We start from the raw sequence: 15,603 nt of genomic DNA on the forward strand, positions 1-15,603 counted from the left end.
CCAGTAGCAGCCCGCGGAGACAGGCACGCCCGAGGGGTGGCCGGCGCCGGTGTGGCGAGGGGAGCGGCGGATAATCGATTGATCCGATTCGGAATTCGCTGGAACACTGACTTGGCTCGACTCCTGGAACGTCGGCTTCACCGAATTACGAGGGAGGGTTCGGCATGTCTCGGCCGGTTCGAATTCTGGTGTGTGGCGGCGGGATCGCGGGGAACGCGGTCGCGTTGCAGCTGTTGCGGGGCGGGACGGCCGTCACCGTCGTGGAGCGGGCGCCGGTCCCGCGCCCGGGTGGGCAGGCCGTCGACCTGCGCGGGCCCAGCCGCAAGGTGGCCGAGCGGATGGGGCTGATGCCCGGGATCCGCAAGCGGCAGCTCGACGAGCGGGGGATGGTGTTCGTCGACGAGGCGGGCCGGCAGCGCTCCCGGATGCCGGCGGAGATGTTCGGCGGCGAGGGGCCCGTCGCCGATATCGAGATCGCCCGCGGCGAGCTCAATCAGGTGCTGCTCGACGAGATCGCCGGTCTGCCTGCGGAATCCGGGGTACTCGACTATCGATACGGGGAATGGGTCGAGGAGCTGGAGCAGGACGGCGACCGGGTGAAGGTCCGGTTCGCCTCCGGCGCGACGGACGAGTTCGATGTGGTGATCGGCGCGGACGGACTGCATTCGGCCCTGCGGGAACGGGTGTTCGGCCCGGAGGAGCGGTACTCCGAGTATCTCGGGGCCTACATCGCCTTCTTCACCATTCGGACGCCGCCGGGCACCGGTCTGGAAACCGGTTGGGTCGGGTTGCTGCCCGTGCCGGGCAGCATGGTCGCACTGCGGCCCGATCCGGATCCGGCGACCTCGATGGCCATCTTCTCCACCCGGGTACCCGCCGATCCCGCACTGCGCGGGGATATCACGATGCAGCAGTACCTGATTCGCGAACGGCTGACCGGTCACGGCTGGGTGATTCCGGCGATTCTGGACGCCATGCCCGCGGCGCCCGACTTCTACTTCGACGAGGTGGCCCGGGTCCGGATGCCGCGCTGGTCGCAGGGCCGGGTGGTGCTGCTCGGCGACGCCGCCTACTGCGGATCGCCGATGACCGGTATGGGCACCGCGCTCGCACTGATCGGCGCGTACCTGCTCGCGGGTGAACTCCTCAGCGCGCCTGCGGATTTCGAGCGGGCCTTCGAGCGATACGAGCAGACCCTGCGGCCGCTGGTGACCGAGGTGCAGAAGGGCACCGAGAAATCGGTGCGGCTCCGCCATCCCGAAACCCGCCGCGGCGTAGCGATCATGCAGATCCTGATGCGGGTGCTGGTGTCGCGACCGTTGCACCCGGTGCGCGCCCTGCTCACCCATCTGATCGGCAAGCAGGGCGAATATCCGCTACCGGACTATGCCTGAGCCCGTCAGCTCTCGTCGAGGACCTCGCGCAGTCGGTCGGCGAAGGCCTCCGGCTGCCCCGGGTAGCCGCCGTCGGGACCGGTGAATCCGCCGTGGTGACTGGGGAACACGATCGGGCTGCTGCCCAGGATGGCCGCGGTGGCCTCGGCGGTGCGGCCGGTGAAGACGCCCTTGGACTCCTCGCCCACGGCGATCAGCACCCGCGTGCTCGCCGCCTGCAGCGCCGCGACATCGGGGGCATAGTCGGTCACCGCCCAGGAGGCTTCCGACAGCAGCGGGTCGTCGCGGGTGCCGTCGTCGATGGTGGGCATGCCGAACATGGCCGGATCGGCCGGCGGCTGGGCGAAGTAGGCGTCGGTGAGCTCGCCCTGCCATGAGGTCCAGGCGATGAACGCCGCCATGCCCGCGAAGGATCCCTTGGCCTGGTAGGCGTCGCGGACCGCGGCGCGGGCGCGCTCGGCGGCCGCCGCGTCGGGCAGCACCGGGATCATCGGCGGCTCGTGCGCCACCAGTGTGGCCACATCGTCCGGATGTGCGGTGACCAGGGCCAGCGCGGTGACCGCGCCGCCACTGCTGGCGAACAGGTCCACCGGGCCCACGCCGAGCGCGGTGATCAGCGCGTGCACATCCTCGGCCTGGACGGTCGGCGAATTGTCGGTGCGCCCGTCCTTGCGGACGCTGCGGCCGAGCCCGCGCGGGTCGTAGGTGATCACGGTCCGCTCCGGGAAATACGAAGCCAGCGTGGCGAATCCGTCGGCGGTCATGGGCTGGCCGATCATCATGAGCGGCCGGTGCGCGCTCGCGGACGGCGCGGGTCCCAGCAGGTCGTAGGCGAGATCGGCTTCGGGTGTTTCGAGGATGTGTTCGGTCATATCGGTAGGGACGGTACCGCGTGGCGGAATTCATCGGTGGCTCCGCGGCGGTGTGTCACGATGGCGGAGTACAGCCGGGCCGACGAATGAGCGGTGATGATGGCGCACGGAATTCGGAACACGATGACAGCGCTCGGGCTCTGCGGAGTGCTCCTGTCGGCGACCGCGTGTGGCGGTTCGGCCACGAAGCCCCCGGCGACCACCGCACCCCCGGCGGGCACCACCATGACCCTCGACGGCGCCGTCTACGGTCAGCCGATCGTGGCCGGAGACACGGTCTTCGCTGCCACCGAGAACGATTCGGTCTACGCGATCGCCAACGGCGACGTCCGGTGGCGCACCCACCTCGCCGACCCGATCGCGGGTTCGGACCTCCCGTGCGGTGACATCGACCCGGTCGGCATCACCGGCCGGCCGGCGTACGACGATGCGACACACCGCCTTTACGTCGTCGCCGAATCCGCGGGCGCGCACAAGACCCTCTACGGCCTCGATTCCGGCACCGGCGCGGTCACCCTCCGCGTTCCCGTCGACCCGCCATTCAGCGATCCGCCCGCCACGCTGCAACGTCCCGCCCTGACGGTGCGCGGCGGCCGGGTCTACGCCGCCTTCGGCGGTAACTACGGCGACTGCGGCACTTATACGGGAGCGGTTGCCGCCGTGGATGTTTCGACCAGCACGGTCGAGTGGTACCGGGCCTCGACGACCGGCCGGGGCGGCATCTGGGCGCCCGGCGCGGCGGCCGAAGCCGATGGGCTCCTGTACTACTCGGTCGGCAATGGCGACGCCGAACCGGGAGACGCCTACGACGACACCGACTCGGTCATCGGCCTGACCCCCGACCTGCGCCGGACCGACTTCTTCGCCCCCGCTGGCTGGGCCCAGGACAATGCCGCCGACCACGATCTGGGCAGCATGAACCCGGTGCTGGTCCAGGGCCGCCTGGTCATGGCCGGGAAATCCGGCGACGGCTACGTTCTCGATCCCGCACACCTGGGCGGAATCTCCTCGGCCGCACCGGCTTTCACCGGGTGCCGCGCCTTCGGCCCGGCCGCGGCCGCGGGTGATGTGGCCTACCTGCCGTGTGCCAACGGCACCATGGCGATTCGCGTGACCGCCCCGGGCGCTGCCACGGTGCTGTGGCGCACCACCGCTCCCGCGAACGGCCCGCCGGTGGTCGCCGCCGGGCGCGTCTGGGCGACCGATTGGCACGCCGGCATGCTCTACGCCCTCGACCCGGCCACCGGAAAGGTGCTCGCCCAGTACGGAACCGGGCCGGTTCCGCACTTCGCCACCCCCGCGGTCGGGAACGGCGTGCTCATCCTCGGCACCACGGCCGGCGTGGAGACCTTCCGGCTTCCGTAGCCCCGCACCGGATTCCGGCGCAGGGAGCGGTCAGTTGCAGGGCTGCAACGGGAAACAGGCGGGCGCGATGGTCGTCGACGGCAGCGTCGGGTCCACCGAGTGCGTCGAGGTGGTCGCCTGGACGACCGTGGAGTGCGGCGACTGCTGTTTGCTGGGCGACGGCGTGGTCCGGCCCGTGCAGGCGATGGCGACGACCAGGATGATCACCGCCAGCACCAGGCCGCCGATGATCGGCAGATCCTTGCGCCGCTTCTTCCCGGTCCCGCTCGTGGCCTGCCGCTCGTTCCACAGCGGGAACCTCTCGCGCTCCTGCGACGGACCGGAAGGACCGGGCTGCGGCCAGGACTGGGGGCCCGGCCCGAAACCCGGCGGCGCGGGTTGACGCGGCTGCGGCGGTTGCCCGAACTGCGGCGCACCGGGCGGCGCGGGCAGGGGCTGGGTCGGCGCGGACTGCGTCGGCCGCCCGGCCGGGGCCGCGCCCGGGATCGGTGTCGGAGGCGGTGGCGTGCCCCGGCTCGGCGCCTTCGGCTCGGACCTGCCCGCCAGCGCGCGGTAGGCCCGCTCGGCCGCAGTCGCCGAGGTGGCACCCGCGAACGCGGCCGCGGCGGCACTGCCTCCGCCGGTGCGGCGCGCCGGATCCTGCTGTACGACAGGACGATCACCGCCGCTCGCAGATTCGGCAGCGGGTCCCGGCTCGGCCGGGCCGCTCCCGCCCGTGCCCTCGCCGGAATGGACGGGCACCGACGGGACCGACGGCACCATCACCTCGGTCGGCCGGTTCGCGAACGGCAGGGGAGCGTCGCGTGCCGAGTCCGGCACCGGGAATCCCTCCGACACCAGGTCGGAATAGGTTGCGGCGGCGGCGAACCCGAGCGACCCCAGCGCCTGCCCGACCTGTCCCGCATCCCACGACGCCCTGGCGCCCTCGGCCAGCGTGGTGAAATAGGCCCGCAGCGACGACGGCCCGTCGCCGATCAGCACGTCGATACCGGCGGGCAGCGCGCCCTTCTCCAGCTTCACGCGACTGCCCAGCTGCGGCACCAGCAGCACCAGCCCGCTGACCGGTACATGCTCGCGTCCCGGTGCGGAGCGCAATTGCCCGGCGAGGTCCACGGTCTGGCGGCGCACCCGCTCCAGCGGATCGGCGTCCCCGTCGATGGGTGCGGGCTTGCCGTCCACGGTCCACGGCTGATCCTGCGCGCACGCCAGGGTTCCGGTCACCCGCTCGGTGAAACCGTGCACGCCGACCACCACGCAGGTCTGCGGCGTCCACACCACCACATCGGCGTCCTGGCACTGCACGACCGCGATACCGGGCACGGCGTGCGGCCCGCTCCAGGATTTGAGCCAGTTCACCACGGTGCGTTCGGTGCTCGACAGCCGCGACGGATCGTCGTTACGGACCTTCACCAACATCCCAGAACCACCTCTGACCGATGCGCCTCTACCTGCCGGCCGCCCGAACCCTCGCCGCGACCACCTTACGGGGTCGCGGCACCCTCGTGTGGCCGAAAATGTACGGTCTCAGCGAATCGTCTTGCGCGGCAGCATGATCATTCTGCACGGTCGGCCCGGGACTCGGGATCCCAGGGGCTTTCGCCCCGATACGCCCGGAATGCGAACTCCGGCAGTTACCGATCGGTAGGCGTGCTACGGGATCCGACATATCCGTCGGGGCGGACGAGCACCCAACTGCCGTCGGCCGCATCGTAGGCCCGCCGCGCGTCCCCCGCGGCGTCGGTGAATTCACCATTGCCGGAGGCGGATTCCGACCGGACCACGCGCACGGTCCGCAGGTCCGTCGCGGGGGATCCGGCCTGATCGGCGGTCGTGTCCGGGCCGAACAGCAACAGCGTGGCGTGGGGACCGCGGAACAGGTCGAACAACCGCACGGTCTTTCCGTTGGCATCGACCAGGGGTGCGTCGGGGGCGCGATCGCCGGCCCGGAGCCCTGCCGCGTCGTCGCCGGTGTCCCGGTAGCTGATGTCGAGCTGGTGGGTGCCGTTCACGGATTGTCGTGTCCCGTGACCTGCCTGATTGCTCAGGCAGGGTCGGCCCGCAACCGCGGTTTCGGGTCTTCCCGTGGCGGTACCACTGCCCGGCGAGCCGGGTCTGACACGGTTTCCATCGGGCATGTTTACCGTCCCGCCGCAACTCTGCGTGGACGCCAACTTCGCCAGGTTTCTGGCGGCGTTGAGATCACGATCGAGCACGAGTCCGCATCGACCGCAGACGAATATCCGCTCGGACAGGGTCAGTTTGGCTTTCACGAACCCACACGACGAGCAGGTCTTGGAACTGGGATAGAACCGATCCGCCACCACCAGTGTGCCGCCGTGGCGGCGGGTCTTATAGCCCAGCTGGCGCCGCAGCTCACCGAACCCAGCGTCGGCGATGTGCTTGGCAAGACGCCGATTCTTCAGCATGCCAGCCACATTGAGGTCTTCCACGACGACGACCCCGCAACGGGAGGCCAGCGCGGTCGTGAGTTTGTGCACACCGTCGCGACGCATCGCCGCAACCCGATGTTCGAGCCGGGCAGCTTTGGCGTTGGCCTTCAGCCACCGCTTCGACGGCGCCACCCCGCGCTGATGGTCGGGCCCGCGGCGACGGGCACACGCGCGGGCCAGGCGACATCGGTGCCGTTGCGCTCGCTGATAGTGCCGCGAATTCGCGACCCTGCCCTCTGCATCGGTAACACCGGGCACCTCCTGTGAGGTAACTGCAAGGCACTTCAGCCCCAAGTCCACTCCGACCCGGGCATCGGGGTGGACCGGTTGCCGGTCGGAGTGCACCAGACGCACGGTGAACGACACCCACCAGCGTCCCCTGGAGTACGAGATCGTCATCGACCCCAGCCGCGCGGTCTCGTTCGCCAAGCGCAGCCCCAGTTTCCGGGTCGATTCGCCGGTGCGGACGGACCCAATACGGGGAATCTTCACGCGACGGTACCCGTCGTCGAGACCGTAGGAGCCGGTGGTGACGGTAAACGATTGCCGTGCATGCTTCTTCTTGTGACGGGGCAAGCCCATCGGCGGCCCGGATCGGGTGCCCCGCTTGGACTTGCGGTGGTTTGCGAACGCGTCGGCCAGCTGCGCCAGCCCGGATGCGTAGGCTTCCTTGCTGTTCTCACGCCACCACGGCGCGACACGCTCCTTCTCCGCGTTCCAAGCCTTGCGCAAACCATAAGCAGACAGGTCGATCCACGGAGTCAACTCGTCGTCGGGGATGCCGTAGGAGGCCTCCGCGCGGCGCTGGTTCCAATTGGCGAGAACCTTGCGAATGCCCCAGTTGTAGGCGAAACGTGCTGCGCCACAATGCGACCGCAACGCCTCCTCTTGGTCGAACGTCGGCTCCAATACGAAGCGGTAGGCCGACACCGTCGTCCCCGCAGTCTCACTGGACGGCATAGGCGCGGACCCGGATTCGCTCACGTGTTCGAGGTTAGGCAAACTGGCCGCGACACGGTAACCCAAACAGAGGACACGCCAATGACATTCACAAATTCACATAGGAAACGGCATCGAACAACACCAAACGACACAGACTGCCAGAGGGCTCGAGATTCTCCTGGTGGTCCATCACCTCGACGGTTTCGCCCCCGGCCTGCGCCTACCTGGCTCCGCCGACGCCAGCCTAGCGATGATGGTCATGGCGGCCACCGGCCTGTTGTAGGCGGTGGAGGAGGGCGGCCTGGCGCTCACCGACGAGCAGGCCGTGGACGCCCTCACCCGATTCGTTAATCGCGGCCTCACCGGCCGCGATCTCGACTGACGAAAACCTCAGGGCACCAACACGATCGAACCGGTGGTCCGGCGTCCCTCCAGATCCCGGTGCGCCTGCTCGGCCTGCGCCAGCGGATAGCTGCCGCCGACCCGGATGTGCAGCGTGCCGTCGGCGATGGCGTTCATGATGTCGCCTGCGCGCCACAGCAATTCGGCCCGATCCCGGGTGTAGTGCGCCAGCGTGGGACGGGTCACGAACAGCGAGCCCAGCGGATTGAGCCGCTGCAGATCGAACGGCGGCACCGGCCCGCTGGCCGCGCCGAACAGCGCCACCATGCCGCGAATCCGGGTGGCGGCCAGGCTGGACTCGAAGGTGGAGGCGCCCACGCCGTCGTAGGTCGCGGCGACGCCCGCCCCGTCGGTCAGCTCCCGCGCCCGCGCCGCGATGTCCTCGTCATAGCGCAGCACCTCGGCCGCCCCGGCGTCCCGCGACAGCTTCTCCTTGTCGTCGGTCGACACCGTGGTGATCACCCGGACCCCGCGCGCCGCCAGCAGCTGCGTCAGGATCAGCCCGACACCACCGGCTCCGGCATGCACCAGCACGCTCTCGCCCGGCTCGGGCTTGTAGATGGACTCGATCAGATAGTGCGCCGTCATACCCTGCAACAGCGCCGACGCCGCCACCGGCGCGTCCACGCCGTCCGGCACCGGAATCGCCACGGCCGCAGGCACGACCACCCGCTCGGCGTAACTGGCCGGCGCGGCCGCCCACGCCACCCGATCCCCGACCCGGAACTCGGTGACGCCGGGCCCGACCGCGGTGACCACACCGCTGCCCTCGGATCCCGGAATGTAGGGCACCGCCTGCGGGTACCGCCCGGTCCGAATGTAGGTGTCGATGAAGTTGATTCCGCTCGCCTGCGTCCGCACCAGCAACTGCCCGGGCCCGGCCTGCGGGTCCGGCACCTCCACGTACCGCAGGACTTCGGGACCGCCGTGCTCGGAAACCTGGATGGCGCGCATGGAGTCAGTCTTACATCGCCGCCGCCACGCGGCGCGCGGCGGCTCACGGAGTGTGAGATGTGCGGCGGTTCATGGACGCTGAATTACCCGTGGGTAAACTGCAGCGCATGAGCGCTACCACCGCCCCGGCATCCGAGAAGCTGTCGCCGTCCGTCGTGGATTCTGTGAAGGGATTCGTCGCCGAGCATGGCGGTTCCGCGACCGCGGTGCTGCAGCCCATCGGCCGCGTCGGCGTCCGCATCACCCTGGTCGGCGCCGACGGCGTCCTGGGTGACCGCGTCGTCGGGTCCATGGCGGCCGCCAAGTCCCTCGTGGAGACCGTGAACGGCCTGTCCGAGACCGAGGAGTGGGACCGCGAGCTCATCTCCAAGGTCACCCCGGCGAAGGGCCACTGGGCCAAGATGGCAGGCTGGGTCGCACACCAGAAGCGATTCCCCAAGGCGCGCAACGAGAAGTGACCGCGCCCGCAGCCGGCGGGGGCGGAAAGGACCGGATCGACGTGTCAGGGCGCGTGACCAAGCAAGCGCAACTGCGTTCGGCGCTCACCACCCTGTGCGCGAATCTGCGTCCCGGTGAAATGCTGCCCAGCGAACGCCAGTTGTGCGACGACTACCGGGTCAGCCGCATGACCGTGCGCGAGGTACTGGGTCAGCTCGAATCCGAAGGCGTCATCACGCGCGTCCCCGGCAAGGGCACCTTCGTGGCCGAGCGGGTGGCCCGTTCCCGGCTGCACATGGCCTCGTTCACCGACGACATGCGCCGGCTGGGCCGCACCCCGAGCACGGTGGTGCTGCACACCGATCATGCGGTGCCGCCCCCGGCCTCGGCGACGGCGCTGGGGCTGACCGCGAATACCAAGGCGTACCACCTGGTTCGGCTGCGGCTGGCCGACGGGCTACCCATGTCCATCGACGACGGCTGGTACCGCGCCGATCTGCTGCCGGAACTGCTGGATCACGAACTGACGCAGTCGCTCTACGCGCTGTTCTCCCGCGAGTACGACTGCCCGATCGACCGGGCCGAGCAGAGCGTGCGCGCGGTGGCCGCCGACGAGCGGCACGCGGGCTGGCTGGGCACCGAAACCGGTTCGCCGCTACTGGCTTTCGACCGGATCTCGTATTCGCGCGACCGGGCCGTGGAGCACGCGCAGTCCTGGTACCGGGCCGATCGGTACCAGGTCTACATGACCGTCTCGGCCGAGGACAGCTGACCGGCCTACCGGCAAGGAATGAGCCGCCGCCCGATCGGGCAGCGGCTCAATTCTTTTCCGGTCTGGCGGAGTTCTTCCCTTCTCACATGGAGAACAGCACCGAGCCCGCGGTGACCGGGCCGGTGAGCGCGTTCCGCGCCGATCCCGGGCTGCTGTCCATGACCACCACCGGCACGGCCGCGCTCAGGCCGAGGCGGCGAACGGCGTTGGGGGAGAAGGAGATCAGCGGATCACCCGCGGTGACCCGATCGCCCTCGGCGGCCTTCACCTCGAAGAGGTCCGGCTTGCCGACGGTGTCGATGCCGACGTGCAGCAGCACGCCGGCGCCGTCGTCGGTGACGATGACCGCGGCGTGCGGGTGCAGCTTCACGAGCGATCCGGTGACGGGGGCGACCACGGTGGTGGCGGCATCGGTGTCGAGGGGTTCGATGGCCACGCCCGCGCCCACCATCTCGGCCGAGAAGACCGGATCGGGGACCTCGGACAGGGGCATGGCGCGGCCGTCGAGCGGCGCGAGAATCTCGGTGCTCATGGCGGTCAGATCAAGTCGTTGATGTCTTCGGCCAGGGCGTCGGCGCTCGGCCCGACCACGACCTGAACCGCGTCACCCATCTTGACGACGCCGTGCGCGCCCGCGGCCTTCAGCGCCTTCTCGTCGACCAGGTTCGCATCCTTCACTTCGCAGCGCAGGCGGGTGATGCAGCCCTCCACCTCGACGATGTTGCCCGCGCCACCCAGTCCGGCGATGATCTGATCCACTTTCGACATTTTTCCTCCGTGCGTGTCGAGTAGACAAAGCTGGTTATAACCAGTATATGTCTGGTTATAACCAGTGACGCTAGCTGATCGTGAACAGTACGCGTGACTCCATTCACAGACTGAGGACCATCCATGGCCGATGCCGTCGAGAGCTCCCGCAAGAAGCTCGATCTATCCGGACTGCAGAAGCTCGGCCGCAGCTTGATGCTGCCGATCGCCACGCTACCCGCTGCCGGACTGTTGCTCCGGCTAGGACAGGACGACATGCTCGGCCGGTTCTCGCCGATGCGGTCCGCCGCCGCCGTACTCGCCGGTGCGGGCGGCACCCTCATCGACAACCTGCCGCTGCTGTTCGCGGTCGGCATCGCCATCGGCTGGGCGAAGAAGGCCGACGGTTCCACCGCGCTCGCGGCGGTGGTCGGCTACCTCGCCTTCACCGGTGTCCTCAAGGCCATGTCACCGGTGGTGCTGGACGGTAGCTGCGGCCCGGTCCTGGGCTGGCTGTTCCGGGCGGCGCACTGGAACTGCCCGGTCGTGGACGTCGCAAAGGCCCCGGCCGCACAGCTCGTCAACTTCGGCGTCCTCGGCGGCATCGTGATGGGCCTGACCGCGGCCACGCTGTGGCAGCGCTTCCACCGCACCCAGCTGCCCGACTACCTGGGCTTCTTCTCCGGCCGCCGACTGGTGCCGATCCTGACCGCATGCGCGGCCGTCGTGATCGGCGTGCTCATGTCGTTCATCTACCCCGCCTTCAACTCCGCGCTGACCTGGCTGGGCACCACCGTCGCCGACAACTCGGTCGCGGGCGGCGGCATCTTCGGCTTCGCCAACCGCATGCTGCTGCCGCTGGGCCTGCACCACATCATCAACTCGGTGGTCTGGTTCGTCATCGGCGACTACCACGGCGCGCACGGCGACATCCCGCGCTTCCTGGCCGGCGACCCCTCGGCCGGCACCTTCATGACCGGCTTCTTCCCGATCATGATGTTCGGCCTGCCCGCCGCGGCCATCGCCATCTGGCGCCACGCCCGCCCCGAGCACCGCAAGATGATCGGCGGCATCATGCTGTCCACCGGTCTGACCGCGTTCCTGACCGGCATCACCGAGCCGCTGGAGTTCTCGTTCATCTTCGTGGCCTGGCCGCTGCTGGTGATCCACGCCTTCTTCACCGGCACCTCGCTGGCGCTCACCAATGCGCTCGGGATCCACGACGGGTTCACCTTCTCGGCCGGTGCCATCGACTATCTGCTGAACTTCGGCAAGGCCACCCATCCGCTGCTGCTGATTCCGATCGGACTCGGCTACGCGGCCCTGTACTACGTCACCTTCAGCTTCATCATCAAGCGCTGGAACCTGCCGACACCCGGCCGGGAACCGGACGAGTCCGAGTTCGAGAAGGAGAACATCGCAGCATGATCACCCGCACCGCCGTAGTCGCGTCCGAGACCGGACTGCACGCCCGTCCTGCTGCCCTGTTCGCCAAGGCCGCCGGGGAAGCCGGTGTCCCCGTCCAGATCTCGGTCGGCGACAAGGACCCCGTCGCCGCCAACAGCCTGCTGCAGGTGATGACCCTGGGCGTCAAGCAGGGCGACACCGTCACCCTGCACGCCGAGGACGGCGCCGATGCGGCCCTCGATACGCTGGTCGCGATGCTGGAGACAGATCTTGACGCGTGAGGTGCGCGGTGTCGCCGCCGCTCCCGGGATCGCCGTCGGATCGGTGAAGTGGCTGGCGCCCGCGCCGGTCACCAGCCGGGACGACGCGCCCGGGAGTGACATCGAGGCCGAAATCGCCCGCGCGGAGGCCGCTTTCGAGACGGTCGCCGGCCGGTATTCCGCGCAGGCCCTCGACGCGCAGGGCCCGGCGGCGGACATCCTGTTCATGACCTCGGCGCTGGCCGCGGATCCGGCACTGCTGGATCAGGTGCGCGCCGAGATCCGGGGCGGGACGCCGACCGCGCACTCGGTGACCGAGGCGGTGGCGCATTTCGGCGCGCAGCTGGCCGCACTCGGCGGCATGATGGCCGAACGGGCCTCGGATCTGCGCGATGTGGGCCAGCGGGTGGTGGCCGAGTTGCTCGGGGTGGATCCGCCCGGGATCCCGGACAGTGCAACGCCTTTCGTGCTCGCCGCACAGGATCTGGCGCCCGCCGATACCGCGACGCTGGACCCGGAGCGGGTCATCGGGCTGCTCACGGTGGCGGGCGGGCCGACCTCGCACACCGCCATTCTGGCCAAGGCGCTGGGTATTCCGGCCGTGGTCGCCGCACCGGACGCGGCCGGGATCGCCGAGGACACCGAAGTCGTGCTCGACGGCACGGCCGGCGTGGTCGAGGTCGAGCCGACCGCGGCGCGTCGCGAGGAAGTGCTCGCGCTGCGCGCCCGGCAGGCGGCCGCGCCGACCGGTCCCGGCCGGACCGCCGACGGGCAGGCCGTACCGCTGCTGGCCAATGTCGGCTCCGCGGCCGATGCGCGGCTGGCGGTCGAACTCGGCGCCGAGGGTGTCGGCCTGTTCCGGACCGAATTCCTGTTCCTGGACCGCAAGTCGGCCCCGACGGTGGCCGAGCAGACCGAGCAATACGCCGAGATCTTCCGAGTCATGGGCGACCGGCCCGTCACGGTCCGCACCCTCGATGCCGGATCCGACAAGCCGCTGCCGTTCCTCGACCTGCCGGATGAGGAGAACCCGGCGCTGGGCGTGCGCGGTCTGCGATTGAGCACTGTCGATGAGGGGACGCTGCTCGACCAGCTCACGGCCATCGACACCGCGGCCAGGCAGACCGGCACGCCGGTACAGGTGATGGCGCCGATGGTCGCCACCGCGGAGGAGGCGGGGTACTTCGCCGCCCGCGCCCGCGACGCCGGGATCGGCACCTGCGGCATCATGGTCGAAATCCCCGCCGCCGCACTGTGTTCGGAGCAGCTCGGCGCGGAGGTGGACTTCTTCTCCATCGGCACCAACGACCTGTCGCAGTACCTGTTCGGCGCGGACCGCATGGCATCGTCGCTGGCGGCGCTGCACAATCCGTGGCAGCCCGCGCTGGCCGCGACCGTCGCCATGACGGTGACCGGGGCACGCAAGCGCGGCGTCAAGGTCGGCGTCTGCGGCGAATCCGCGTCGAATCCCGAATTCGCCTGTGTGCTGGTGGGTCTCGGCGTCGAGACCCTGTCCATGGCGCCCCGATCGATCGCGGGCGTCCGGGCCCAGCTCGGCGAGGTCACCCTGGAGCAGTGCAGAGCGGCGGCGGCAGCGGTGCTGTCGGCCCGCACCGCCGACGACGCGCACCAGGCCGCGCGCCGGGCATTGGGGCGAGATACGTGACGACCACCCTGCGCGGCCGGGTCGTCACCCTCACCGAGGCGGGCGAGCTCGCCGACGGGGTGGTGTCGTTCGACGGGGCACGCCTCGACTATGTGGGCCCGGCAACGGGATTCGGCGGTGACCTGCCGGACCTACCGGACGAGCCGCCGATCATCCTGCCGGGGCTGATCGACGTGCACTGTCACGGCGGCGGCGGATTCGGCTTCCCGGAAACCGATCCCGGGGGCGTGGCCGCTGCCGCGAACTTCCATCGCCGCCGCGGCACCACCACGCTGGTCGCCTCCCTCGTCTCCGCCACCGAGGCCGAACTGCGCGACCGCATCGACGTGCTCGGCAAGGCCATCGACGACGGCCTGCTGGCGGGCATCCACCTCGAAGGCCCGTTCATCAGCGAGCATCGGCGCGGCGCCCACGATCCCGATCGGATCATCGCCGGTGATCCGGCGTTGCTGGAGCGGCTCCTCGACTACGCGGGCGGCCGCGTCGTGTCGGTGACCGTGGCCCCGGAGACGGCGAACTTCGACGCCCTCGCGGACGTGCTCGCCGACGCGAATGTGATTCTCTCCCTGGGACACACCGTCGCCGATTACGAGCAGTCCGTGCACGCCATGCGCCGCGGCCGGCGGGTGTCCATCACCCACCTGTTCAATGCCATGCCCGAGCTGGCGCACCGCGACGCCAACTTCCTCACCGCCGCCATGGCCGCGGCGGGACGCGGGGATGTGGTGGCCGAGGTCATCGGCGACGGCGTGCACCTGGCCGACGGCACCGTGCGCATGGTCTTCGACACCATCGGCCCCGACAATCTGGCCCTCATCACCGACGCCATGGCCGCCGCCGGGCAACCCGACGGGCGCTACCAGCTCGGCAGCCTGGACGTCGTGGTGCGGGCAGGCATCTCGCGCATCTACGACCCGGACGGGGAGGGCGCCATCGCCGGCGGCACCGCCACCGCCGTGGAAGTGCTGCGCCGCACCGTCTTCCACGCGGGCGTCGAGCTCACCGCGGCGGCCACCGCCGCGTGCGCCACCCCGGCCCGCCTGCTCGGCATGGCCGACGACCTCGGCGCGCTGGCTCCGGGCATGCGCGCCGACGTCCTGGTCGCCGACCACCACCTCAACCCCGTGACCGTGTACAAGGATGGAGCGCTATGGAACTCGTGATCACCGACAACGCGGCCGAGGCCGGTGTGCTGGCCGGCCGCATCATGGCCGACCACGTGCGCCGCGGCGCCCGCGCCATCGGGCTGGCCACGGGCTCCTCACCGCTGGGCGCCTACCGGGAGCTCATCCGGCAGTATCGCGAGGAGGGCCTCAGTTTCGCGGGCGTGCAGGCGTTCCTGCTCGACGAGTACATCGGCCTGCCGCCGGGACATCCGCAGTCCTACCGGCGATTCATCCGTGACGAGTTCACCGCGCACGTCGACTTCGCCGACACCGACGTCCACAGCCCCGACGGCAATGCCGCCGACATCCCGGCGGCTGCGGCCGCCTACGAACGCGCCATCGCCGAGAACGGGCCCATCGCCGTGCAGATCCTGGGCATCGGCGCGAACGGGCACATCGGCTTCAACGAGCCGGGCTCCTCGCTGCGCTCGCGCACCCGGGTCAAGACCCTGACCCCGACGACCCGCGAGGACAATGCCCGCTTCTTCGACGACGACCTGGCGCAGGTGCCCACCCACGTCCTCACCCAGGGCCTCGGAACCATCGGCGACGCCGGCCATCTGCTCATGATCGCCACCGGCGCGGGCAAGGCCGAGGCGGTCGCCGCCGCGGTGGAGGGCCCGCTCTCCGCGTTCTGCCCGGCGTCGATCCTGCAGATGCACCCGCACGTCACGGTCATCGTGGACGCGGACGCGGCGGCGCGCCTGAAGGCCGCCGACTACTACCGGTTCGCGGTGGCGAACAAGCCCTCCTGGCAGAGCTTCTGAA

15 protein-coding genes are annotated in these 15,603 nt (G+C 70.0%); 9 read left to right on the plus strand and 6 right to left on the minus strand.

Going from position 1 to position 15,603, the window contains the following annotated elements; all coding sequences use genetic code 11:
* Positions 1-164: 164 nt before the first annotated feature.
* Positions 165-1,394, plus strand: a complete 1,230-nt coding sequence (locus tag ACFXN1_RS03120) for an FAD-dependent monooxygenase (protein ID WP_379436040.1) — start codon at positions 165-167, stop codon at positions 1,392-1,394.
* Positions 1,395-1,399: 5 nt separating this feature from the next.
* Here ACFXN1_RS03120 and ACFXN1_RS03125 read toward each other — a convergent pair whose 3' ends face one another.
* Complete coding sequence (locus tag ACFXN1_RS03125; protein WP_379436038.1) at positions 1,400-2,266, minus strand: alpha/beta fold hydrolase; 867 nt, start codon at positions 2,264-2,266, stop codon at positions 1,400-1,402.
* A 123-nt stretch (positions 2,267-2,389) separates the two neighbouring features.
* Between ACFXN1_RS03125 and ACFXN1_RS03130 the strand changes: the two genes are divergently transcribed.
* On the plus strand, positions 2,390-3,631 hold the full coding sequence (locus ACFXN1_RS03130; RefSeq protein WP_379436037.1) for a PQQ-binding-like beta-propeller repeat protein: 1,242 nt from the start codon (positions 2,390-2,392) through the stop codon (positions 3,629-3,631).
* 30 nt (positions 3,632-3,661) lie between these two features.
* Here ACFXN1_RS03130 and ACFXN1_RS03135 read toward each other — a convergent pair whose 3' ends face one another.
* From ACFXN1_RS03135 to ACFXN1_RS03145, 3 genes are all read right to left on the minus strand, one after another.
* Entirely contained in the window at positions 3,662-5,047 is a 1,386-nt protein-coding gene (locus ACFXN1_RS03135) for a hypothetical protein (protein ID WP_379436035.1), read from the minus strand.
* A 215-nt stretch (positions 5,048-5,262) separates the two neighbouring features.
* A complete protein-coding gene (gene tnpB, locus ACFXN1_RS03140) occupies positions 5,263-7,065 on the minus strand; it encodes an IS607 family element RNA-guided endonuclease TnpB (RefSeq protein WP_379436034.1) in 1,803 nt (600 codons plus the stop codon).
* 348 nt (positions 7,066-7,413) lie between these two features.
* A complete protein-coding gene (locus ACFXN1_RS03145) occupies positions 7,414-8,379 on the minus strand; it encodes a quinone oxidoreductase family protein (RefSeq protein WP_379436033.1) in 966 nt (321 codons plus the stop codon).
* Between the two features lie 107 nt (positions 8,380-8,486).
* Between ACFXN1_RS03145 and ACFXN1_RS03150 the strand changes: the two genes are divergently transcribed.
* Together ACFXN1_RS03150 and ACFXN1_RS03155 are read left to right on the plus strand one after the other, a co-directional pair.
* Positions 8,487-8,837 carry a hypothetical protein gene (locus tag ACFXN1_RS03150; RefSeq protein ID WP_379387206.1) on the plus strand — a complete coding sequence of 117 codons (351 nt, stop codon included), beginning with the start codon at positions 8,487-8,489 and terminating at the stop codon, positions 8,835-8,837.
* Positions 8,834-9,589 (plus strand): GntR family transcriptional regulator, encoded by a 756-nt coding sequence (locus tag ACFXN1_RS03155; RefSeq protein ID WP_379401876.1) that lies wholly within the window; start codon positions 8,834-8,836, stop codon positions 9,587-9,589. The genes ACFXN1_RS03150 and ACFXN1_RS03155 overlap by 4 nt, the downstream gene beginning before the upstream one ends.
* Positions 9,590-9,671: 82 nt before the next feature.
* Here the strand turns inward: ACFXN1_RS03155 and ACFXN1_RS03160 are convergent, their stop codons facing one another.
* Together ACFXN1_RS03160 and ACFXN1_RS03165 are read right to left on the minus strand one after the other, a co-directional pair.
* The gene (locus ACFXN1_RS03160; protein WP_379436032.1) at positions 9,672-10,121 is read right to left on the minus strand and encodes a PTS glucose transporter subunit IIA; all 450 of its coding nucleotides are present in this window, start codon (positions 10,119-10,121) and stop codon (positions 9,672-9,674) included.
* A 5-nt stretch (positions 10,122-10,126) separates the two neighbouring features.
* Positions 10,127-10,357 carry a glucose PTS transporter subunit EIIB gene (locus ACFXN1_RS03165; protein ID WP_379387209.1) on the minus strand — a complete coding sequence of 77 codons (231 nt, stop codon included), beginning with the start codon at positions 10,355-10,357 and terminating at the stop codon, positions 10,127-10,129.
* Between the two features lie 123 nt (positions 10,358-10,480).
* On the opposite strand from ACFXN1_RS03165, the gene ACFXN1_RS03170 reads away from it, so the two are divergent.
* Genes ACFXN1_RS03170 through nagB form a run of 5 tightly spaced genes read left to right on the plus strand, consistent with a single transcriptional unit; the run spans position 10,481 to position 15,602 of the window.
* The gene (locus tag ACFXN1_RS03170; RefSeq protein ID WP_379387210.1) at positions 10,481-11,764 is read left to right on the plus strand and encodes a PTS transporter subunit EIIC; all 1,284 of its coding nucleotides are present in this window, start codon (positions 10,481-10,483) and stop codon (positions 11,762-11,764) included.
* Positions 11,761-12,024, plus strand: a complete 264-nt coding sequence (locus tag ACFXN1_RS03175) for an HPr family phosphocarrier protein (protein WP_364612775.1) — start codon at positions 11,761-11,763, stop codon at positions 12,022-12,024. Before ACFXN1_RS03170 ends, ACFXN1_RS03175 begins: the two co-directional genes overlap by 4 nt.
* Positions 12,014-13,669: a phosphoenolpyruvate--protein phosphotransferase gene (ptsP, locus tag ACFXN1_RS03180; protein ID WP_379436031.1), complete on the plus strand. Its 1,656-nt coding sequence runs from the start codon at positions 12,014-12,016 to the stop codon at positions 13,667-13,669. Before ACFXN1_RS03175 ends, ptsP begins: the two co-directional genes overlap by 11 nt.
* Positions 13,666-14,832, plus strand: a complete 1,167-nt coding sequence (locus ACFXN1_RS03185; protein ID WP_379436030.1) for an N-acetylglucosamine-6-phosphate deacetylase — start codon at positions 13,666-13,668, stop codon at positions 14,830-14,832. The genes ptsP and ACFXN1_RS03185 overlap by 4 nt, the downstream gene beginning before the upstream one ends.
* On the plus strand, positions 14,820-15,602 hold the full coding sequence (gene nagB / locus ACFXN1_RS03190; RefSeq protein WP_379436029.1) for a glucosamine-6-phosphate deaminase: 783 nt from the start codon (positions 14,820-14,822) through the stop codon (positions 15,600-15,602). The genes ACFXN1_RS03185 and nagB overlap by 13 nt, the downstream gene beginning before the upstream one ends.
* Position 15,603: the final 1 nt, after the last annotated feature.

This window comes from Nocardia sp. NPDC059154, from assembly GCF_042755705.1.
Classification (GTDB): domain Bacteria; phylum Actinomycetota; class Actinomycetes; order Mycobacteriales; family Mycobacteriaceae; genus Nocardia.

Coding starts and splice junctions, on each gene's coding strand:
- ACFXN1_RS03120 (WP_379436040.1), top strand. CDS start 165: ATGTCTCGGCCGGTTCGAATTCTGGTGTGTGGCGGCGGGATCGCGGGG.
- ACFXN1_RS03125 (WP_379436038.1), bottom strand. CDS start 2,266: ATGACCGAACACATCCTCGAAACACCCGAAGCCGATCTCGCCTACGAC.
- ACFXN1_RS03130 (WP_379436037.1), top strand. CDS start 2,390: ATGACAGCGCTCGGGCTCTGCGGAGTGCTCCTGTCGGCGACCGCGTGT.
- ACFXN1_RS03135 (WP_379436035.1), bottom strand. CDS start 5,047: ATGTTGGTGAAGGTCCGTAACGACGATCCGTCGCGGCTGTCGAGCACC.
- ACFXN1_RS03145 (WP_379436033.1), bottom strand. CDS start 8,379: ATGCGCGCCATCCAGGTTTCCGAGCACGGCGGTCCCGAAGTCCTGCGG.
- ACFXN1_RS03150 (WP_379387206.1), top strand. CDS start 8,487: ATGAGCGCTACCACCGCCCCGGCATCCGAGAAGCTGTCGCCGTCCGTC.
- ACFXN1_RS03160 (WP_379436032.1), bottom strand. CDS start 10,121: ATGAGCACCGAGATTCTCGCGCCGCTCGACGGCCGCGCCATGCCCCTG.
- ACFXN1_RS03165 (WP_379387209.1), bottom strand. CDS start 10,357: ATGTCGAAAGTGGATCAGATCATCGCCGGACTGGGTGGCGCGGGCAAC.
- ACFXN1_RS03170 (WP_379387210.1), top strand. CDS start 10,481: ATGGCCGATGCCGTCGAGAGCTCCCGCAAGAAGCTCGATCTATCCGGA.
- ACFXN1_RS03175 (WP_364612775.1), top strand. CDS start 11,761: ATGATCACCCGCACCGCCGTAGTCGCGTCCGAGACCGGACTGCACGCC.
- nagB (WP_379436029.1), top strand. CDS start 14,820: ATGGAACTCGTGATCACCGACAACGCGGCCGAGGCCGGTGTGCTGGCC.